Consider the following 19,871-nt stretch of genomic DNA (forward strand, 5'->3'; position numbering starts at 1 on the left):
TTTTGTATGACAAAGAAGCGAATCAAAAAGTTCGTTGAAGATGGGTCCTTAATTGGAGGATTTCAGATGAACAACAAGGTACAAAAAATGGTCAGCATTGCAATGTTGGCTGCAATCGGTACAGTATTACAATTTGTGGCATTTCCGATTATGCCAGCGTTTAGTTTTTTGAAAATCGATTTTAGTGATATTCCGATTCTACTCGGAATGTTCTTGTACGGACCGTTAGCAGGAGTAATTACTGCTTTTGTTCGTTCGTTGCTACACCTGTTCTTAACCGGACTAGCACCGCAAAATATGGTGGGAGATTTCGCTAGCTTTTTAGCAAGTAGTATCTTCACCTTGCCAATTTTTTATTTCTTTGGTAAAAAGAAAAATATCCGTACAAATCGTATAGTGGGCTTAGTAAGTGGGATTTTAGCCTTGACAATTTTCATGAGTATTGCGAATTATTTTGTCATTACACCCATTTACTTACAATTATATGGTGTGACCACACAACAATTTTTAGGAACATCTTTAGCAAGCTACGTGGCGATTGGTATTGTGCCATTCAACCTTATTAAAGGCCTCTTAGTCAGTGGTGTTTTTCTAGTACTACATGCGAAGTTATTGCCATGGCTATCAAAAAAACAACATACTATTCAGAAAAAAACACCGTTAACAAAATAAATGATAAAAAACCTGCTGTTGAACAATGTTTGACAGTGGGTTTTTAAAATTTACGCCTAAAAGAAAAGAGGTTGTCATAATCTGTCATCATTCTGTTAAAAAATACTAAACCATCTGCATTGTAATTTTAACTTTCCCTTGGTATGATAGAAATCATCAAAGAAAGAGGAGTTTTCCTGAGTGAAAAAGTGTAAAAATTGTCGTCATGTGAATCGTGATACGGAGTCCTTTTGTGAAGAATGCGGCGCTCCGCTAATGAATGAATCAATGCATCAAGAGGAAAACCAAGCACAACCATCAATGAATAAAGGGAACGAATCTACTCCTCTCAGATCAAAAAGAAGCTGGATCTGGGTGTTTCTTTTTGTGTTCATCGTTCTTGGAGCGGGTAGCTATTTTCTCGGGACGCATTATTTTTCTAAGGAACAACAAATTTCTCATTTTATTGAAGCGATTGAGAATGGTGATGCCCAAGAATTAAGTAAAAAAATGAGGACGAACGAGTCTGAATTTCAAGTGAATCCGCAAAGCATTAAGCCTTTAATCACTTATTATCAAAAAAATCCAACTGAGCTAAAAAAATTAGAAAAAGCGCTATTAAAGGATAAAAAGCTACATGGTTTAACTATTCGTGAAACAAGTCAAACAGCATTTTTCTTTCACCGTTATCAATTCATTTTAACGCCTGTTTCTGTTCAGTTAACGACGAATCAGCGCGGTGTGACGCTGGCAATGAACGGGCGGGAAGTGGGCACTTCCGACTCAACCACTTATCAAAAGGAATTGGGACCCTTAGCGCCAGGACAATATACTTTTACAGCCACAGTGAAAGATAGCACCGGCGAACCTGTTATCACAGAAGAGTATCGTTTATTAGAAGAGGAAAATTATATTTCTAGTATACCTTTAGATTTTAAACGAATGAATTTTGTTGTGGAGAGCAATCTGCCAGACGCAGATATTTATATTAATGATCGGAAAGTTGGTACGCTAACGAATGGAAGCAAAACGATTGGCCCTTTGTTCTGGTCCAAAGGGATGACGATTCAACTTAAAAAGACGATTAATGGAGAAGAAATTCAAACATCAAAAGAAACGATTGGTGAAAATGATTTTGTCGAAGCGCTCTCCGATAATCCAACGCTACAATTGAATTTTCCGTTAGCTAGCGACTATGATGCCCGCAAAGCGCTAGAAACCTTTTATCAAGCATTTGCCAAACAAGTGAAAAGTCATACGGATAGTACAGAATTTGCTAAAAAATATCTCGTTGGTGGGGAAAATAATCCTCAATTTCCTTCTTTTATAGAAGCACTTGAACGATTACGTGAAAAGAAATCGACCGATGTTTCACCAGATTTTGAAGTGACCATTAATACGCTACAATTGGATGGTAAAGAAAATTACCATGTCAATTATTATTTAGAAGCCAAAAATTCTAAAGCAAAAGAAAATGGTCTTCGTTATGAATGGATCAATGGCCTAAATGATCAAATTCATTTAGTCAAAGAACCGCTAAAAGAAGGACAATTACAGTTTGTTTCGATAGATGAGCAAACACTTGCTTGGCTCGAAAAAATACTCTAAGCAAAAATGAGTGCTAAATTATTTAGCACTCATTTTTGCTTATTTCTATTGCACGCGTGGGACATTTGCGGTACGCTTTTAACACATTCTCGCGTTCGTTTTCTGGAATAAATTGTTGTCGAGCATGCGGCTCGTCTTTAAAAAGGACAATCCCATGATCATCATAATCAAATATATTGGGCGCATAAACTTGACAAAGTCCACAAGCAATACATTTTTCAGGAACTAAACGTGATTGCATAAACAGTGACACATCCTATCTAAAAGAGGTTTACTATGGAAGCAACTTTTATTTTAGCGTTATTATCTCATGGATACAAGGTACGTGCATCAACTTTGTATCATCTTTTAAAAGGCAAACGGACTAGCTCTGTTTTGATTTATGGTTTTTTATATGATTGTTTACGGTTCATTGGCTGGTGGCCAACGATTTCCGAACAAGCCTATTTTCAATTTCTTGAAAAACTTTCAAAGGCGAAACAAATTCAGTATCACAAAGAGACAAATGAGATTCAACTAACAAAAGAAGGGCAACTATTTTTAAAGGAGCACCATTTTTCGTTGCTGGATTATCCTGCAATTGATCTTTATCGTTTTGGCAGAAGTGATCGAGAAAGTTGGCAACTCATTCAATTTGCCGTGCAAGTGACTTCGTATTTATCATTTGAGGAAAAACAGTATATTCCACTTTTATCAACACCGATTCCGCAACTATATTTGAAACGATGGTTACAACAAGACAAGAAAGAGCAGCGCATTCAATCAATCAAAGAAGAACTGTTGCGAGGGTTTGAGTTACTACCTGAAGCAGAAAGCGACTATTTGGTTGCGCAACTTTCTGGTTATCAGCAAACTGGCAAAGTTCCTCAGCAATTAACAAGCCATAAGACAGCTCTTGAACAGCGTTTATGGCATACGCAAGCGGTTCATCATTTACTGCAGTTGATAATGTACGGAGGAAACTATCCTGCTTTACGAACGCTTGTATGGCCGTATCTAGAAAAAAATCTAAACCAAAGTATGCAAGAAACCCAACGATTGTTAACGGAAGGCAAGACGCTTCAAGAAATTGCTGAGCAGCGAAAAATAAAACCGAGTACCATTCATGACCATCTATTAGAGTTGGCTATTCAAGGGCAGCTGCAGGCGTCTGTTTATCTTGAAAAGGAGGCAATACTCCAAAACTTGGCTCAAACAGAACAAGATCCGCGGTTGTGGGTGTATCGGGATTGGCGAGCGCAAGAAGATACGCTTTCTTATTTAGATTTCCGGTTATATCAAATCCAACAAATTTGGCAAGAAAAGGAGTGAGTATTGTTGACATTAGAACAAGAATTATTCACTCGATTTGGTTATGCAGCGTTTAAGCCTGGTCAAAAAGAAGTGATTACAAACTTACTTGACGGTATGAATACATTGGCTGTTTTGCCAACAGGCACTGGCAAATCATTGTGTTATCAATTTGTGGGCCAGAAGTTAGAGGGACTAACGGTAATTGTTTCTCCTTTACTTTCGTTAATGGAAGATCAGGTGCATCAATTACAAAGACAAGGAATTAAAGGTGCGGTTGCCTTAAACAGTACGTTACAATATTCAGAAAAGCGTTATATTTTAGCGAAAATGTTCCAATACGATTATCTGTTTTTAAGCCCAGAAATGCTTTTGCAGCAAGAAGTACTTAGTGTGTTACAACGCCAAAAAATTGCATTATTTGTGGTGGATGAAGCCCATTGTGTTTATCAGTGGGGCGTCGATTTTCGCCCTGAATATAGTAAATTAGATCTAGTCCAAAAACAGCTAGACTTTCCTTTGACCTTGGCGTTAACTGCCACAGCGACACCCGTTGTACAGCACGCAATTATAAAACAATTATTTTCTCATGGCAGCTATCAAGAAGTTCTTTCTTCAGTGAATCGAAAAAATATTGGCTTGTTCGTGAAGGAAACGTCAGAAAAAGAAGAAGTGTTACTAGATTACTTATCTAAAACGGCTGGTAAAATCATTATCTATTGCGCCACGCGCAACAAAACAGAACAAATTAGTCAACTTATTCAGGCGAAAACCAGTTTTAAGGTAGCCTATTATCATGGGGGCTTGGAGGCTAGTGAACGTAGTCGCTTGCAAGAACAATTTATTGATAATCAAATCGATATTCTTTGTGCAACGAATGCTTTTGGGATGGGAATCGACAAACCTGATGTTCGTGGAGTGATTCATTTTGATTTGCCTGATAGCTTAGAAAATTACCTGCAGGAAATCGGGCGAGCTGGACGTGATGGTCAAAAAAGTTGGGCGCTATTATTGTATAAAAAAGGGGATGAATTTATTCATCGGTTTTTCTTAGAAGAGACAAGAGCGAATCGAGCGACCTTAAAATCGCTGATTGAAGGAGAAGAACAAGCAGGTTTGTTAGAAAATGCCACCGAGTTACAACAAAAATGGGTCCAAGGCTATTTAGCCAAGGATTATTCTTTTGAAGAGCTAGAGCATCGTTTAGAGGAGAAAGAAAAAGATCGTCAAGCGCAATTAAGAGGGATGCTGACGTATATTGAAACCACAACCTGTCGAAGAACGTTGATTCAAACTTATTTTCAAGAATCGATTGTCAAACAATCACCGGAAACTTGTTGTGATAATTGTGCGTTATTCTTTGACATTTACCAAGATTCAATAGTAAAATCGAACAAGACCAGCAATCAAAATGAAGAAGATTGGCGTTCTAAATTTCTAAAATTATTTAAAGAACGTGATTAATTCATTTTTTTAGTCGGCAGTTGGCAAAAGCTATGATATAATAACAAGCGAGAGAAGTTTAGGAGGAAATTAGCAGTGAGTAAAAAGGACAAAAAGAAAAACCAAGCTCGTGAGCCATGGGAACAATCAATTTATGAACCTGATCAAAATGGTGGTGGTTCTCGTTTAGCAAAACGCCAACAGCAACGAGGAAATTCATTATTTCTAACTGTTTTAGTTATTTTGCTATTATTAATTATTGCCATTCCAATTGGGACTTTCTTATGGATGATGCAAGACAAGAAACCGAACGAAAGTGCTAGCAAAAATAGCCAGCCATCTTCTTCATTAGTCCAATCATCATCAAAAGAGAAGAAAAAAGAAAGTACGTCAAAATCAGTGGAAAGCTCAGAACCAGCAAGCAGCCAACCAGCTGAAAATACAACACCTTCAAGTTCAGATGCTGCTGCACAGCAACAACAGCAACAACAGGACCAACAAGCACAACAACAACAGCAACAACAAGAGCAGCAACAACAAGAAGCTCAAAATCAACAACAGCAACAAGCGCAGAACCAACAACCTGTTTATGATACCGTTCAAAGTGGCGAAGGGGCACGTCAAGTTGCCGAACGTAACGGAATGACATTAGAACAAATTTTAGCGTTAAATCCTGGGATTGATACATCTGTGTTTTATCCAGGACAACCATTACGTATTAAATAATCCAGAAAAAGAGGTTTGGACAGCACTTTCAAGGGCTAAATCGCGACGAATGATTACATGAGAATGCCAATAAGCAGAAATTTCCGAAAGATGGTTTGCGTCTTTCGAGGGATTTCGGCTTATTGCTTTTTCGTTAGAGACTCGTCATCAGTTTAAATCCAAGTTCTTTTCTTCTGATTTTAATATAAAAGAAGAAGCGCATTTTAAAGGATGCATATCAGTTAAGGAGTTTTTTCATGGGGAAAATCAGTATTGCTATTGACGGACCAGCTTCGTCAGGCAAAAGTACAGTTGCAAAAATTTTAGCAAAACAATTGAATTATGTGTATTGTGACACGGGGGCCATGTACCGAGCGATTACGTATCTGGCCTTGCAAAATCAAATCGACATTCAAGCGGAAGAGCCATTAGTAGCGCTTTGTGTCAACCACACTATTTCTTTTCAGCAAGCAAAGAATGGCCAACGTGTTTTTATCGACGGTCATGAAGTGACCGAAGCGATTCGCCAGCCAGATGTAACGAATGCTGTTTCAGCTGTTTCAAAACATGCAAAAGTTAGAGAAGAAATGGTGGCGTTACAACAGAAAATTGGTCAAGCCGGCGGAGTTGTCATGGATGGTCGAGATATTGGTACTGCAGTTTTACCAAAGGCCGAAGTAAAGATATTCTTGGTGGCTAGCGTTGAAGAACGTGCAGAACGTCGTTTTAAAGAAAATCAAGAAAAAGGGATTGAGACGGATTTTGAAACCTTGAAGGCGGAGATTGAACGTCGGGATTATTTAGATTCAACGAGAGAAGTATCACCCCTTGTCCAAGCAAGTGATGCTGTGAAAATCGATACAACAGGGTTGACGATTGAAGAAGTCGTCGCCGCCATACAAAATGTGATTAAACAAAAAGGTTTTGAACTTTTTTAAAGAATTTTAAGAAAAATAGAAGAAATCGCTTTATTTTTTTACAAAAATCTCGTACTATGTAAGTATATATAGCTAAGTTTTGGAATTTTTGTTGGCATAGGAGGATAAGAGGCATGACAGATTTTGAAGACAAACAAGTAGCAAACAACGAAACAATGGAAGATGCAATGAACAGCGTTCAAGAAGTCAGTGTTGGCGATATTGTTAAAGGCGAAGTTTTAGCCATTGAAGACAAACAAGTTGTTGTCGGCATTGAAGGAGCGGGCGTTGAAGGCGTTGTTCCTGCAAAGGAATTATCGACTTTACCAGTTGAAGATGTACACGAACTTGTGAAAGTCGGTGATGTGTTAGATTTAGTTGTTATCACATCAATTGGCAAAGATAAAGAAAACGGCAGTTATTTACTGTCAAAACGCCGTTTAGATGCTAAAAAAGTTTGGGAAGAAATTGAACAAGATTTCCAAGCGGGCAAAGTAATCGAAGCACCTGTTACAAATGTTGTTAAAGGTGGTTTGGTTGTTGATGTCGGTGTTCGCGGATTTGTTCCTGCCTCAATGGTTGAAGATCATTTTGTTGCAGATTTTTCTGAATATAAAGGTCAAACACTAGCATTTAAAATTATTGAAATCGAACCTTCAGAAAACCGCTTAATTCTTTCACATAAAGCAGTTGTTGAAGCTGAAAAAGAATCGAAAAAAGAAGAATTACTTTCTTCTTTACATGACGGAGACGTTGTTGAAGGGAAAGTAGCTCGTTTAACAGATTTCGGTGCATTCATTGATTTAGGTGGCGTGGATGGTTTAGTTCATGTTTCTGAAATTGCTCATCAGCATGTGGGCAAACCAAGTGATGCGTTAACTGTTGGCGAAGACGTTCAAGTAAAAATTCTTTCAATTAATCCAGAAGAAGGACGTATTTCTTTATCTATCAAAGAAACATTGCCTGGACCATGGACAGATATCGAAACAAAAGCAGCCGCTGGGACTGTTTTAGATGGCACAGTAAAACGCCTAACAAGCTTCGGTGCCTTTGTGGAAGTTTTCCCTGGCGTGGAAGGATTAGTGCATATTTCTCAAATTTCTCACAAGCATATTGCAACGCCTCATGAAGTTCTTCATGAAGGGGATCAAGTACAAGTGAAAGTTTTAGAAGTTAATCCAGAGGAACATCGTATTGCTTTAAGTATCAAAGCGTTAGAACCAAAACCTGAGTCTCAAGAAGAACCAAAAGAAGAACAGGAATATGAATTGCCTGAAGAAAATACTGGTTTTACCATGGGCGATATTTTAGGTGACGCTTTATCTGATGCGAAAGAAGAGGAATAACACGTTACTTTCTTGAAATTTATGAGTTTGACATAGCCGTAAACAGATCGGCTATGTCAAACTCATTTTTTCTTGAATTAGTTAGAAAATCAGCAGAAACTAAAACTTTTCTTGCACTTTAAGGTTTGATTAGGTAAACTAGTAAGGATTGAAATTCTCAAGGAGGGAATCAAATGGCAAATCCAACTATTGCGATTGTCGGTAGACCGAATGTCGGTAAATCGACTATTTTTAACCGCATTGCCGGTGAGCGTATCTCGATTGTAGAAGATACTCCCGGCGTAACACGCGACCGTATTTATACAACTGGAGAATGGTTAGGGCGTGAATTTAGTATTATTGATACAGGTGGGATTGATTTAGGTGACGAACCATTTATGGATCAAATCAAACACCAAGCAGAAATTGCGATTGATGAAGCAGATGTGATTATCTTTGTTGCTAGTGGCCGTGAAGGAATTACTGATGCAGATGAGTTAGTAGCAAAAATTTTATATCGTAGTAATAAACCAGTGATCTTAGCTGTTAATAAAGTTGACAATCCTGAAATGCGTAATGATATTTATGAATTTTATGCTTTAGGACTAGGGGATCCTTTCCCAGTTTCTGGTAGTCATGGTTTAGGCATTGGCGATGTGTTAGACGAAGCAGTTAAACATTTTCCTAACACTTCAGAAGAAGAGGACGAAGATACAATTAAATTTAGTTTAATCGGGCGTCCAAATGTCGGTAAATCATCATTGATTAATGCTATTCTTGGTGAAGATCGTGTGATTGTTTCAGATATTGAAGGAACAACGCGAGATGCAATCGATACGTATTTTGAATCTGAAGAAGGTCAAAAGTTCTTAATGATTGATACGGCTGGTATGCGTAAACGTGGGAAAGTATACGAATCAACTGAAAAATATAGCGTCATGCGCGCAATGCGGGCGATTGAACGCTCAGACATTGTTTTAATGGTCTTGAATGCAGAAGAAGGTATTCGTGAGCAAGACAAGCGTGTGGCGGGCTATGCCCATGAAGCAGGTCGCGGTATTATTATCGTGGTCAACAAATGGGATACAGTCAAAAAAGATACAAATACAATGCGTGATTTTGAAGCGGAAATTCGTGATGAATTCCAATATTTAGATTATGCACCCATTATTTTTGTGTCTGCATTAACCAAACAACGTTTAAACAAACTGCCTGAACTAATTGAAACAGTAAGTATGAATCAAAACTTACGGATTCCTTCAGCGTTGTTAAATGACGTTGTAATGGATGCTGTAGCAATTAATCCGACACCAACCGATAAAGGAAAACGTTTGAAGATTTTTTATGCAACACAAGTGGCAGTCAAACCACCTACATTTGTTATTTTTGTCAACGAAGAAGAACTAATGCACTTTTCTTATGCCCGGTTTTTAGAAAATCAAATCAGAAAAGCATTTACGTTTGAGGGCACGCCGATTAAAATCATTCCGCGACGCCGAAAATAGTGCATTCTACCATACTTTTTTTAGATATTCAAATAAATTTATCAACTTTGAGAAAAAATGATTATTTTTTGAAAAAACTGGTTAAAATACACTAAAAACCTTGCTATTACAACTTTCTTATGCTATCTTGTTAACAGAATATTGAACCAGATCAATATTTGCTGTCTGTTTTTGGACCACTCAAAAATAGACGGAACTTTAGGTGTGTAAAAACATCGTATCTCTTATAGAGGAGGTGAAATGATCCATGGCAAATAAAGCAGAATTAATCGAAAACGTTGCATCTTCAACTGGTTTAACTAAAAAAGATGCTACTGCAGCAGTAGACGCTGTCTTTTCAACAATTCAAGAAACTCTTGCTAAAGGTGAAAAAGTTCAATTAATCGGTTTTGGTAACTTTGAAGTTCGCGAACGCGCAGCTCGTAAAGGACGTAACCCACAAACTGGACAAGAAATTCAAATCGCTGCAAGCAAAGTACCTGCATTCAAACCAGGTAAAGCATTGAAAGATGCAGTGAAATAAGACAGACAATTAGAACCCTTGGTTTCCAAGGGTTCTTTTTTGAATCATACATAAAAAATGTTATTTTAAGAGGTGGTCGAAACAGTACGCTAAAAGGCTAAATTGTAACGAACCTTGGGTGAGAAAAACGTGCTTCGCTCCGAGAATCAAGCGGGAACGGTTCGACACTCGCTCCTTGCTTTTTTGATAAAAAGAGAAAGATTTATGAATGAAGGACAAAAATAAGTTGTTGCCAGTAGCTGTTTTTTAGTGGTTATGCTAGACTTGGGGTGAAGGAAGAGGAAACAGTCTTAAGGTGGTGAATCAATGAAATACAACTATTCTAGAGGGGAAAACAAGGTCACTATTATTTATGGAGAAACATTTGCTTCCGTCCTAAAAAAACGACCAGTAACGACGGAGTCAATCGTTGTTTTGGCGAATCAGCGTTACTATGATCTTTTTTCTGAGAAGATTAATTATGCCTTTGGGGAACAGTTGGGATTAAACTGGTATATTTGTCGCAATGATGTTCATTGCAATGACTTATCAGAATTAGAAAGTGTGTTACGTTTCTTAGCTGATTGGCCAGAAAATCAGGATGTTTTATTGATTGGTTTGGGTAATGAAGGGGTACTACAATTAACCGCATTTCTGCACCAAGTAAGTAAGTGTTCCTCCAAATGTTGGCTGATGCCTGTGTCTGTTCAAGCGTTACGGCAAGGACTTTTACCAAGTGTCACAATTCAGCAAGCACAGCATGCAACTATGCATATAGAAAATCATTCAGAAGAAATTTTGTTTGATAGTACCTTGACCAATAAAAAAGGTGCTGCCCCTTTAATTGATTTGCTCGTTTTTATTCGAGCGGGTCTTGTCTGTGATTATACTTATTTACAAATGCTATACCAAACGTATCCAGATAAAAAACGGTTGAATCAAACGTCATTTAATGGTATTTTAGACGAGTTGTTATCTTTGTATGAACAAGCAGGGGAAAAAGTGGATCAATTTGGCCGAGTTTTTGAAGCGGCCTTTGCTACAACCGAAAATGGCCATTTGTTATCAGGTCCCATGAAACGATTATTGGGATTGTTGTTACAAGTTTTATGGAGCCAGCAAGTCAATCACTTTGACTTTCAATTTAAAAATTTTATCGTTTGGTTTATTCGCTTAGGTTTTCCGGTGGCGTTTCCAAAAGAAATTTTAAGTGCTGATTACGCAGAACAAGTCTTGGCTCACACAGAAACACTAGGTCCTCCTATGGTGTTGGAAAAAATCGGTCAACTAGGAGTAGCTTTAAAGCCAACGCCCGATCAACTGTTAACAACGATTGAAAGATACCAAGAAATTTTAAAAGAGATTTGAGGGGAAATTATGTCATATAGTGAAAAAATGGTTCAAGCATTACAAGCTGAAAATTTAGCAGAAGCACAGTTAATGTTTGAAGAAGCATTAAAGAAAGATGATGAAAATACCTTAGCTGATTTAGGGGAAACGTTATTATCTTTAGGTTTTCTAGAAGAAGCCAAACAAATTTTCCAACAATTGTTGGAACAATTTCCCGATGCAGATGGCTTAAACATTCCATTAGCAGAAATCGCCATTGAAAATAATGAAATAGATGACGCATTCATCTATTTAGAAAAAATTCCAGAAACTAGTGACAGTTATGTCCAAAGTCTCTTAGTCACTGCGGATTTGTACCAAGTTTTAGGGATTCCAGAAGTCAGTGAAGCGAAATTAAAAGAAGCAGCCAATCTTATGCCAGAAGAGCCGTTAATTCAATTTGCTTTGGGAGAACTATATTTTACAAATGGTCAATTTGTCGAGGCTATCACTCGTTATCAAAGCATTGTAGAAAGTGGGACAGCGCAAATCTCTGCTATTTCCTTGAATGAACGCTTAGGGAGTAGTTACAGCATGTTAGGTGATTTTGAAGAAGCAGTTCCTTATTTGGAAGCCGCAGTCAAAGAAGAACAAACAGACGATCGTTTATTCCAGTTAGCTTTCACTTATTTACAGTTACATGAGAATCAAAAAGCCATTGCATTGTTCCAGCAATTAAAAACACTAAACCCACATTATCAATCACTTTATCTATATTTAGCGGAAGCGCTCCAAGAAGAAGAGCAATTAGAGGAAGCAAAAGCGGTGATCGAAGAAGGAATTGCGGAAAACCCCTTCCAAGTAGAGTTATACCAATTTGCCTCTGAAAATGCCTATCGCTTACACGATATTGCTGGTGCTGAAAACTGGTTGTTAAAAGCTTTGGAATTAGGTGAGAAAACAGATGAAAGTCGTTTGACCTTAAGTAATCTCTACCTCACGGAAGAGCGTTTTGAGGAAGTAATTACTATTTTAAATGATTTAGAGGAAACGGATCATCCTTATGCTGAATGGAACTTAGCAAAAGCGTACAACGAATTAGAAGACTTTGCCGTCGCTAAAGTTCATTACGAACAAGCAGCGCAAGAATTGTCTCACGAACCAGAATTTCTAAAAGAATACGCATTGTTCTTACGAGAAGAAGGCGAACTTGAAAAAGCAAAACACTTGTTACACCATTATTTGGAACATGAACCTGGTGATGTCGACATGCAATCTGTGCTAGCAGATATGGAAGAAAGATAGGAAACGACGATGTTTGTTAGTTTATCAGAAAAGAAAAAATTTTTAACTTGGTTAGTGAATACCGTGCCTTTTGGAAGAAGAGAAGTACTGTGGATTTTAAATTACTTATTAACGCACGATGCGATTTTAAATAATGTTCATTTTGTTGAGAACGTAGAGAAGACTGATCGAGGGATCCGCGTGGTAGCAGATGGTTTAGGTAAGGAGCCGTTATTGCTTTTTATCCAAGCACAAGAATTTACAGATCCGGAACAAATTTTTCATGAGATTCGGATGAATTGGCGGAAAGCTCTTTATTTAGAATGTGTATTTCCAGAGGCTTGGCAAACGAGCCAGTATTTATCTGTTTTAGAAGATAATCCGTTTGCGCCATGGAATGAACAAGTGGATCAGGAAGTTGCCAGAGCGATTGATCAATATTTTAAGCAAGAAGAACAAACGCAGCGAATGGCATTAATTAAAGCTCAAATTGATGATGCTTTAGAAACAGGCAACAAAGAAGCGTTTTTAGAATTATCCGATGAATTAAATCGTTTGAAACAACAATAAATAAAATCCAGCATTTTCAATAAATGCTGGGTTTTATTTATTGTTTTAATTTAAAGCGCCGTTGTTTGCTAGGTTTTGCATAAGTAAAGCCTTCGCCAATTGCTTCATGTACGTTAATGATGGACACAAAGGCTTTTTCATCTATTTCATTAGCAATCCGTTTGACTTCCATTATTTCTCGAGGACTGACTACCGTGTAGAGAACCCGTTTTTCCACTTGTGAATAAGCACCTTCACCATTTAAATATGTTACCCCACGTTCTAAAGAAGCCATTAAACTTTGACCGATTTCTTCGGAATGATTGGAAACAATTAAAATTCCTTTCGCAGCATAGGCTCCATCGAGTACAGAATCGACAACACGACTGAAAACAAAGGACACAATTAAAGTATACATCATTCGTTTGACATCAATATAGGTCAACGAGAGGAGTAAGACTGCAACATCAAAAAGTAACAACGAGCGGCCCATGCTAATCCCAAAGTATTTTTCGAAAATGCGGGCAATGACGTCGGTCCCACCAGTGGTTCCGCCTACGCGGTAAACAAGGCCACTCCCAAATCCTGCGGCCAAACCAGCTAAGAGAGCAGCAATCAATAAATCATGATCTAAATTAATTTCAACAGGAAATTTTTGCCAAAACCACAAAAATACTGATAACGACACGGTGCCAATTAGCGTATAATAGAGGGAGCGTTTGCCTAAAATTTTCCCACCAATTAATAAGAGCGGAATATTGATTAATAATGTCGTATATGCTGGGTTAAAATGAAATAAGGCTCTTAAAATCAAAGTAATCCCCGTGACACCACCTTCGGCCAGGTCATTGGCAATATTGAAAGTAACCAAACCAAAGGCATAGATACAGCTTCCTAATACAATAAATAACACATCTTTAAAATAAAATCTTTGTTCTTCCATTTAATCACGTCCTTTTACAGTATAAACTGTATCATTCTCTATATAAAACAACAAGTAGAACCTTTCCAGATAGCCGAGTTTTTGATAAGATGTAGGAGGTAGAGTAAGAAAGGTTGGGGTAAAATGTCAGAATCAGAACAACGTAGTTTGCAATCGATGCAAACAGAAGTTGATGATTATATTCAACAGTTTAAAACAGGCTATTTTTCACCATTAGGACAAATGGCTCGTTTGACGGAAGAGGTCGGAGAATTAGCCCGTGAAGTCAATCATTATTATGGTGAAAAACAGAAAAAAGCAGACGAAAAACCAAAGACAGTATCAGAGGAACTTGGAGATGTCTTTTTTGTATTGATTAGCATGGCAAATTCTTTAGAGATTGATTTAACCGAAGTTTTTGAAGAAAATATGGCCAAATTTAACAAGCGGGATCGCTATCGCTTTGAAAGAAAGGATGGGAAAACACATGATTAAAATAATTGTCGCTGGGTTTAAAGGACGGATGGGCAGTACTGCTACACAAATGGTCATAGAAACCGCAGACTTTGAATTAGTAGGTGTGTATGATCCTCATGAAGCACAAGAAACTGTTTCTTTCAATGATGAAACAGCAATTCCCGTTTTTCAGCGCTTAGAAGAAGTCCTAGCTGTCAAACCAGATGTTTGGATTGATTTTACGGTTCCTGAAGCCGCCTATCCAAATACACGTTTTGCGTTGGAACATGGTATGGCGCCAGTTGTTGGGACGACAGGCTTTACGGAGGAACAAATCAACGAATTGACAAACCTATCTCGAGAAAAAGCCATCGGCGGCTTAATTGCGCCAAATTTTGCAATTGGGGCAGTTTTAATGATGCAATTTGCCCAAAAAGCGGCACAGTATTTTCCGGATGTGGAAATCATTGAATTACATCATGATAACAAATTAGATGCACCAAGTGGAACGGCTATAAAAACTGCAGAAATGATTCAAGAAGTTCGGCCAGCAAAAAAACAAGGGAATCCGCAAGAGGTAGAATCAATACCAGGGGCACGCGGGGCTGATTTCGAAGGTCTGCGAATCCATAGTGTCCGCTTACCTGGTTTAGTGGCACACCAACAAGTCCAATTTGGCAGTGTAGGTGAAGGGCTCACTATTCGGCATGATTCTTATGATCGGCGTTCATTCATGACAGGAGTAGCGTTAGCTTGTCGGCAAGTGGTACAGAGAACAGAACTACTTTACGGATTGGAACAGATGCTATGAAATTGACAACTATTCCAAACGAATTTAAAGAAGCCGCTCCCGTTATTCGTGAAATCAATGCACAGGGCTTTGAAGCGTATTTTGTCGGGGGCAGTGTGCGTGATGCTTTATTAAATAAACCAATCCATGATGTCGATATTGCGACAAGTGCCTATCCAGAAGAAATTAAGCAAATTTTTAAACGAACCGTTGATGTGGGCATCGAACATGGCACAGTCCTTGTATTGATGGAAGACCAACAGTATGAAGTAACAACCTTTCGTACCGAGTCAACTTATCAAGACTTTCGCCGACCAGATGAAGTCACCTTTGTTCGCTCCTTGAAAGAAGACTTAAAACGGCGAGATTTTACGATTAATGCCTTGGCGCTTGACAGCACAGGCGAAATCATTGATTTATTTGATGGTATCGAAGATTTAACTAATCAAACCATTCGTGCAGTCGGCAATCCCCATGAGCGGTTTCATGAAGATGCTCTGCGGATGATGCGGGGCTTACGCTTTGCTAGCCAATTAGATTTTAAAATTGAAGAAAAAACCTTAGCTGCTATCGCTGAATTTCATCCTTTATTGGAAAAAATTTCAGTAGAACGCATTACAATTGAATTTGTAAAAATGCTTTTAGGGGTTAATCGACAAGGTGGCTTAGCTCCGTTTATTGAAACAGAATGCTATCAATATTGTCCCAAATTACGAGAACAAGGGGCTGGACTTTTTCGTTTAATGGACTTGCCTGCTCGTCAAATTGAAACAGAAGCAGAAGCGTGGACGTTACTTATCCAATCGTTGAATTTACCAGAAGCAGAAATTCGCTCCTTCTTAAAGGCTTGGAAACTTTCAAATCAATTAATCCAAAACGTTTCACAATTAGTACGCGGTTTGCGTTTTCGCTTGAGTAACGACTGGCAGCCAATGATGCTTTATGAATTAGGCGAAGAATCAGCAGTACTTGTTGAAAGGCTTTTATATTATTACCAACAAGAGAGTCAAGTACAAGTAACAAAAGAGTTAGTTAAGGCATTACCCATCCATCAAAGACATGAATTGGCCATCACAGGAAAAGACCTTTTAGCCGTCTTAGAAGAAACACCAGGCAAATGGTTAGGGGAACTGATTGCTGAAATCGAGCAACACGTTGTTGAAGGTAGCTTAGAGAATAAACAAGAAGTTCTGCTTTCGTTTGCCAAAAAACAACGTTCAAAAGGAGAGAAAGCATAATGCCAACAGAAATGTTTACAAAAGAATTCTTGGTGAAAGAATCACAAACGGCTAAAATGCTCGGTTCTGGTGACTTAGAAGTTTTAGGAACCCCTGCTTTAGCTGCCATGATTGAACAAACAGCCAAAGAAGCTGTGAAGGACCAATTATCAGTTGGGGAAACAACTGTCGGAACGGTGTTAGAATTGCGCCACTTATTTCCATCCGCGGTAGGGGCGACAATCGTTGTTACGATGACCAGCATTGAACAGACTGCACACAAAATACGCTATGAATTTGTTGCTTATGAAGGAGAACGACAAATTGCCAAAGGTTCTCACCAACGTGCAGTAGTTGAGATTGATTCTTTTTTAAAAAGAATAACAAAAGATTAAGAATCTACAGCGAAAGTTTGTGACCGTTTATCAAAAGTATGGTAAACTAATAATGTAAGAAATTATTTTTAAGTAAGGAGATTTGTGCTATGGCTAGAGAAATGACAGGACTTAAATTTTATTTCAGAAATGGTGAAACTTGGACGATTGATCGTCGTTTTATTGGTGATTTATGGATCAAACATATTACAACAAGTTTTGGCCGTATCCATGGTAGTGAATTTGTTGAAATTCATCCATGTGAAGGGTTCAAAATTGAAATTTTCCAAGAAGGAGATCATGTTCAAACCCACGATATTAACTTAGGTGGCTTAGAATTAGGGATGTTCTCTCGTGCTTTAAAATATGAAGATATCGAACGTATGGAAATTCTTTACAAAAATGGCACACCAGATTTAGTTTATTTCCCTTACAAAGATAAAACAGATGAGGGCTTGGATAACATCTATCAATCTACAAAAGTCAGCGAAAAAACTAAAAACTTATACATTGTTATCGACCCAACACAAACAGTTGACGATGTATACGCTGAAGAATTAAAATAATTTTTGCTCCACAGGAATCAGTGAAATGACTGGTTCCTGTGGCTTTTTTCAGTCTTTTGACGAATAAAATAACATTGGTTTTAATAGAATAGTCGAAAAAATAAGCGAATAAGTGTTGACACATGTTTTTTCTAGCGGTATACTGTTAACAATTCTTAATTAAATCAGTTTTGGAGTGATTCTTATGACAACAACGAAGAAAAACCATACACAACTGAATAACTTTTACTTTAGCTATTTTAGATAGGTTTGTATTCATAACATTATGGGTACAGACAACAAACGTTTGTATCTATAATGGCTAGGGAAATTTAAGATGACTTTCAGCCATGTAGATTTAAGAAAATCTATAGTGGCTTTTATATTGCTTTTTTGTAGGGTATTCACTGTAGATTTTTCTTAAAATTTACTGTGAATATCCTTTTTGTTTGGCCAAAAATTAGGATTTCAGAAACTTACTAAAAAAATTTCGTAAAGGAGCACACAGGATGAAAGAAATAACTGGAGCCACTCGTTTAGCTGGGCTATTCGCGAAACCCAGCCAACACAGTATTTCACCGTTGATTCATAATACAGCATTTCAAAATTTAGGAGTTGATGCTCGGTATCTGGCGTTTGACGTTGGACAAGAGACATTGCCACAAGCAATTGAAGCGATTCGAACGTTTCACATGTTAGGGGCCAACTTATCAATGCCCAATAAAGTGGCGGCTGTAAGTTATATGGATGAACTAAGTCCTACCGCTCAACTGGTTGGCGCAATTAATACGATTGTCAACAAAGATGGAAAACTTTACGGAGACAGCACGGATGGTACTGGTTTTATGTGGAGTTTGAAAGAGAAAAAGGTTGACGTTTTTCAGAATAAAATGACCATCTTAGGAACAGGTGGTGCAGCCTTATCAATCATTGCCCAAGCTGCTTTAGATGGCGTGAAAGAAATCGCCGTTTACAACAGGAAAAGCGCGGGGTTTAACGACAGTCAAAAAAAACTGGCAAATTTCACTGAACGAACCAACTGTGTAATCCATTTAAACGATTTAGCGGATACTGAAAAACTAGCAAAAGATGTTGCTGAAAGCGTCTTGTTAGTTAATGCAACGAGTGTGGGTATGCATCCACATGCGCATAGTAGTCCTATAGAAAATTATGCAATGATTCAACCGAAGTTATTCGTGTATGATGCTATTTATAATCCCAGAGAAACACAGTTATTAAAAGAAGCCCGTTTACGTGGCGCAGAAACAAGCAACGGCTTGGACATGCTACTTTATCAAGGAGCTGCTGCTTTTGAACAATGGACAGGACAAAAAATGCCTGTATCAGTCGTAAAACGTAAAATTGAAAATAGATAAAAAGAGCGCCGTTTAAAGGCATGAGGAGAGAATATAATGATCGTAATTATGAAAGAAAATGCAACCGAAAAGCAAATGAAACAAGTCATTGATTTAGTAACAGGTGCAGGCTTAACTACTCAAACAAGTCAAGATAATGGAAAAACAGTGATAGGCTTGATTGGTGATACAGAAAAATTAGTTGAAGCAGAGTTAACAGCATTAGAAGGCGTGGAGAAAAGTGTCCGCATTTCGTTGTCATACAAACTAACGAGTCGTTTATTTCATCCAGAGAATACAGTGGTTGATGTGAACGGTGTTAAAATCGGTGACGGCAGTATGACCATGATGGCGGGCCCTTGTTCAATCGAAAGCTTAGATCAGATTCGTGAATGTGCGCGAATTGCTAAAGCTGGCGGTGCAACAATTTTACGAGGTGGTGCATTCAAACCTAGAACGTCGCCATACGCTTTCCAAGGACTAGAAGAAGAAGGACTAAAATACATTCGCCAAGCGGCTGATGAATTAGATATGCAAGTCATTACAGAAGTAATGGATGAAGCGAATTTAGAACTTGTCGCAAAATACAGTGACATTTTACAAATCGGTGCGCGCAACATGCAAAATTTCAAGTTATTACAAGCGGTTGGTAAAACTGGAAAACCTATTGGCTTAAAACGCGGGATTGCTGGTACGATTGATGAATGGCTAAACGCAGCTGAATACATTGCTGCGCAAGGGAATTTCAATGTGATCTTCATTGAACGTGGGATTCGTACGTACGAAACCGCTACGCGCAATACACTTGATTTAAGTGCGGTGCCTTTAATTAAAAAATTAAGTCATTTTCCAATTATTGTTGATCCGAGTCATGGTGTTGGTATCTGGGATTTAGTACCGCCAATGGCCCGAGCAGGTGTTGCTTCAGGTGCGGACGGCTTGATTGTAGAAATTCACCCAGATCCAGCGAATGCGTGGTCAGATGGGCCACAATCCTTGAATGAAAAAACTTACCTACGTATGATGAAAGAAGTTCATATCATCGAAAAAGCAATGAAAGAAATTAATGCTTTAGAAGATTAGTAAAGACAGAGGAGTAGAGGA

The 19,871-nt window shown here is 38.1% G+C and carries 21 protein-coding genes; 19 read left to right on the plus strand and 2 right to left on the minus strand.

Annotated features, from left to right (window positions below; all coding sequences use genetic code 11):
- Positions 1–6 precede the first annotated feature (6 nt).
- Both IGL93_RS06055 and IGL93_RS06060 read left to right on the plus strand, forming a co-directional pair.
- On the plus strand, positions 7–672 hold the full coding sequence (locus IGL93_RS06055; protein ID WP_002382314.1) for an ECF transporter S component: 666 nt from the start codon (positions 7–9) through the stop codon (positions 670–672).
- Positions 673–927: 255 nt separating this feature from the next.
- Positions 928–2,259, plus strand: a complete 1,332-nt coding sequence (locus IGL93_RS06060) for a zinc ribbon domain-containing protein (RefSeq protein ID WP_002398998.1) — start codon at positions 928–930, stop codon at positions 2,257–2,259.
- Positions 2,260–2,281: 22 nt separating this feature from the next.
- Here IGL93_RS06060 and IGL93_RS06065 read toward each other — a convergent pair whose 3' ends face one another.
- Positions 2,282–2,500, minus strand: a complete 219-nt coding sequence (locus tag IGL93_RS06065) for a ferredoxin (RefSeq protein ID WP_002357617.1) — start codon at positions 2,498–2,500, stop codon at positions 2,282–2,284.
- A gap of 35 nt (positions 2,501–2,535) precedes the next feature.
- Between IGL93_RS06065 and IGL93_RS06070 the strand changes: the two genes are divergently transcribed.
- From IGL93_RS06070 to IGL93_RS06115, 10 genes are all read left to right on the plus strand, one after another.
- The gene (locus IGL93_RS06070; protein ID WP_010713410.1) at positions 2,536–3,570 is read left to right on the plus strand and encodes a helix-turn-helix domain-containing protein; all 1,035 of its coding nucleotides are present in this window, start codon (positions 2,536–2,538) and stop codon (positions 3,568–3,570) included.
- A 6-nt stretch (positions 3,571–3,576) separates the two neighbouring features.
- Complete coding sequence (locus IGL93_RS06075) at positions 3,577–5,013, plus strand: RecQ family ATP-dependent DNA helicase (protein ID WP_025192683.1); 1,437 nt, start codon at positions 3,577–3,579, stop codon at positions 5,011–5,013.
- A gap of 75 nt (positions 5,014–5,088) precedes the next feature.
- On the plus strand, positions 5,089–5,718 hold the full coding sequence (locus IGL93_RS06080) for a LysM peptidoglycan-binding domain-containing protein (protein WP_010775837.1): 630 nt from the start codon (positions 5,089–5,091) through the stop codon (positions 5,716–5,718).
- Positions 5,719–5,954: 236 nt separating this feature from the next.
- On the plus strand, positions 5,955–6,635 hold the full coding sequence (gene cmk / locus IGL93_RS06085) for a (d)CMP kinase (protein ID WP_010713408.1): 681 nt from the start codon (positions 5,955–5,957) through the stop codon (positions 6,633–6,635).
- A gap of 113 nt (positions 6,636–6,748) precedes the next feature.
- Positions 6,749–7,960 (plus strand): 30S ribosomal protein S1, encoded by a 1,212-nt coding sequence (gene rpsA / locus IGL93_RS06090; RefSeq protein ID WP_002360341.1) that lies wholly within the window; start codon positions 6,749–6,751, stop codon positions 7,958–7,960.
- A 173-nt stretch (positions 7,961–8,133) separates the two neighbouring features.
- Complete coding sequence (gene der / locus IGL93_RS06095; protein ID WP_002357608.1) at positions 8,134–9,444, plus strand: ribosome biogenesis GTPase Der; 1,311 nt, start codon at positions 8,134–8,136, stop codon at positions 9,442–9,444.
- 247 nt (positions 9,445–9,691) lie between these two features.
- Positions 9,692–9,967: an HU family DNA-binding protein gene (locus IGL93_RS06100; protein ID WP_002357604.1), complete on the plus strand. Its 276-nt coding sequence runs from the start codon at positions 9,692–9,694 to the stop codon at positions 9,965–9,967.
- 306 nt (positions 9,968–10,273) lie between these two features.
- The gene (locus IGL93_RS06105) at positions 10,274–11,314 is read left to right on the plus strand and encodes a hypothetical protein (RefSeq protein WP_010775838.1); all 1,041 of its coding nucleotides are present in this window, start codon (positions 10,274–10,276) and stop codon (positions 11,312–11,314) included.
- 9 nt (positions 11,315–11,323) lie between these two features.
- On the plus strand, positions 11,324–12,580 hold the full coding sequence (locus tag IGL93_RS06110) for a tetratricopeptide repeat protein (RefSeq protein ID WP_024041751.1): 1,257 nt from the start codon (positions 11,324–11,326) through the stop codon (positions 12,578–12,580).
- Positions 12,581–12,589: 9 nt separating this feature from the next.
- Positions 12,590–13,129 carry a ReoY family proteolytic degradation factor gene (locus tag IGL93_RS06115; RefSeq protein ID WP_002361802.1) on the plus strand — a complete coding sequence of 180 codons (540 nt, stop codon included), beginning with the start codon at positions 12,590–12,592 and terminating at the stop codon, positions 13,127–13,129.
- A 37-nt stretch (positions 13,130–13,166) separates the two neighbouring features.
- Here IGL93_RS06115 and IGL93_RS06120 read toward each other — a convergent pair whose 3' ends face one another.
- On the minus strand, positions 13,167–14,051 hold the full coding sequence (locus IGL93_RS06120) for a YitT family protein (RefSeq protein WP_002357595.1): 885 nt from the start codon (positions 14,049–14,051) through the stop codon (positions 13,167–13,169).
- A gap of 123 nt (positions 14,052–14,174) precedes the next feature.
- Between IGL93_RS06120 and IGL93_RS06125 the strand changes: the two genes are divergently transcribed.
- The 7 genes from IGL93_RS06125 to aroF all read left to right on the plus strand — a co-directional run bounded on the left by IGL93_RS06125 (position 14,175) and on the right by aroF (position 19,850).
- Positions 14,175–14,525, plus strand: a complete 351-nt coding sequence (locus IGL93_RS06125) for a nucleotide pyrophosphohydrolase (protein ID WP_002363944.1) — start codon at positions 14,175–14,177, stop codon at positions 14,523–14,525.
- The gene (gene dapB / locus IGL93_RS06130; RefSeq protein WP_010775840.1) at positions 14,518–15,297 is read left to right on the plus strand and encodes a 4-hydroxy-tetrahydrodipicolinate reductase; all 780 of its coding nucleotides are present in this window, start codon (positions 14,518–14,520) and stop codon (positions 15,295–15,297) included. Before IGL93_RS06125 ends, dapB begins: the two co-directional genes overlap by 8 nt.
- Positions 15,294–16,514, plus strand: a complete 1,221-nt coding sequence (locus IGL93_RS06135; protein ID WP_002365655.1) for a CCA tRNA nucleotidyltransferase — start codon at positions 15,294–15,296, stop codon at positions 16,512–16,514. Before dapB ends, IGL93_RS06135 begins: the two co-directional genes overlap by 4 nt.
- Entirely contained in the window at positions 16,514–16,888 is a 375-nt protein-coding gene (locus IGL93_RS06140) for a thioesterase family protein (RefSeq protein WP_002357588.1), read from the plus strand. The genes IGL93_RS06135 and IGL93_RS06140 overlap by 1 nt, the downstream gene beginning before the upstream one ends.
- An 89-nt stretch (positions 16,889–16,977) precedes the next feature.
- A complete protein-coding gene (locus IGL93_RS06145) occupies positions 16,978–17,433 on the plus strand; it encodes a hypothetical protein (RefSeq protein WP_002357586.1) in 456 nt (151 codons plus the stop codon).
- Between the two features lie 488 nt (positions 17,434–17,921).
- On the plus strand, positions 17,922–18,788 hold the full coding sequence (gene aroE / locus IGL93_RS06150) for a shikimate dehydrogenase (protein WP_002369402.1): 867 nt from the start codon (positions 17,922–17,924) through the stop codon (positions 18,786–18,788).
- Between the two features lie 36 nt (positions 18,789–18,824).
- Positions 18,825–19,850, plus strand: coding sequence for a 3-deoxy-7-phosphoheptulonate synthase (gene aroF, locus IGL93_RS06155; RefSeq protein WP_002363948.1), 1,026 nt, complete (start codon positions 18,825–18,827; stop codon positions 19,848–19,850).
- Positions 19,851–19,871 lie beyond the last annotated feature (21 nt).

It is taken from the genome of Enterococcus sp. DIV1328a, assembly GCF_050536905.1.
Taxonomy (GTDB): Bacteria; Bacillota; Bacilli; order Lactobacillales; family Enterococcaceae; genus Enterococcus; species Enterococcus faecalis.

Bases quoted from the DNA above. Each gene is read 5' to 3' on its own strand.
- IGL93_RS06135 (WP_002365655.1), top strand. From the start codon at position 15,294: ATGAAATTGACAACTATTCCAAACGAATTTAAAGAAGCCGCTCCCGTT.
- IGL93_RS06115 (WP_002361802.1), top strand. From the start codon at position 12,590: ATGTTTGTTAGTTTATCAGAAAAGAAAAAATTTTTAACTTGGTTAGTG.
- aroF (WP_002363948.1), top strand. From the start codon at position 18,825: ATGATCGTAATTATGAAAGAAAATGCAACCGAAAAGCAAATGAAACAA.
- IGL93_RS06065 (WP_002357617.1), bottom strand. From the start codon at position 2,500: ATGCAATCACGTTTAGTTCCTGAAAAATGTATTGCTTGTGGACTTTGT.
- IGL93_RS06105 (WP_010775838.1), top strand. From the start codon at position 10,274: ATGAAATACAACTATTCTAGAGGGGAAAACAAGGTCACTATTATTTAT.
- dapB (WP_010775840.1), top strand. From the start codon at position 14,518: ATGATTAAAATAATTGTCGCTGGGTTTAAAGGACGGATGGGCAGTACT.
- IGL93_RS06140 (WP_002357588.1), top strand. From the start codon at position 16,514: ATGCCAACAGAAATGTTTACAAAAGAATTCTTGGTGAAAGAATCACAA.
- IGL93_RS06100 (WP_002357604.1), top strand. From the start codon at position 9,692: ATGGCAAATAAAGCAGAATTAATCGAAAACGTTGCATCTTCAACTGGT.
- IGL93_RS06055 (WP_002382314.1), top strand. From the start codon at position 7: ATGACAAAGAAGCGAATCAAAAAGTTCGTTGAAGATGGGTCCTTAATT.
- IGL93_RS06120 (WP_002357595.1), bottom strand. From the start codon at position 14,051: ATGGAAGAACAAAGATTTTATTTTAAAGATGTGTTATTTATTGTATTA.
- IGL93_RS06070 (WP_010713410.1), top strand. From the start codon at position 2,536: ATGGAAGCAACTTTTATTTTAGCGTTATTATCTCATGGATACAAGGTA.
- aroE (WP_002369402.1), top strand. From the start codon at position 17,922: ATGAAAGAAATAACTGGAGCCACTCGTTTAGCTGGGCTATTCGCGAAA.
- IGL93_RS06110 (WP_024041751.1), top strand. From the start codon at position 11,324: ATGTCATATAGTGAAAAAATGGTTCAAGCATTACAAGCTGAAAATTTA.
- der (WP_002357608.1), top strand. From the start codon at position 8,134: ATGGCAAATCCAACTATTGCGATTGTCGGTAGACCGAATGTCGGTAAA.
- cmk (WP_010713408.1), top strand. From the start codon at position 5,955: ATGGGGAAAATCAGTATTGCTATTGACGGACCAGCTTCGTCAGGCAAA.
- IGL93_RS06145 (WP_002357586.1), top strand. From the start codon at position 16,978: ATGGCTAGAGAAATGACAGGACTTAAATTTTATTTCAGAAATGGTGAA.
- IGL93_RS06060 (WP_002398998.1), top strand. From the start codon at position 928: ATGAATGAATCAATGCATCAAGAGGAAAACCAAGCACAACCATCAATG.
- IGL93_RS06125 (WP_002363944.1), top strand. From the start codon at position 14,175: ATGTCAGAATCAGAACAACGTAGTTTGCAATCGATGCAAACAGAAGTT.
- rpsA (WP_002360341.1), top strand. From the start codon at position 6,749: ATGACAGATTTTGAAGACAAACAAGTAGCAAACAACGAAACAATGGAA.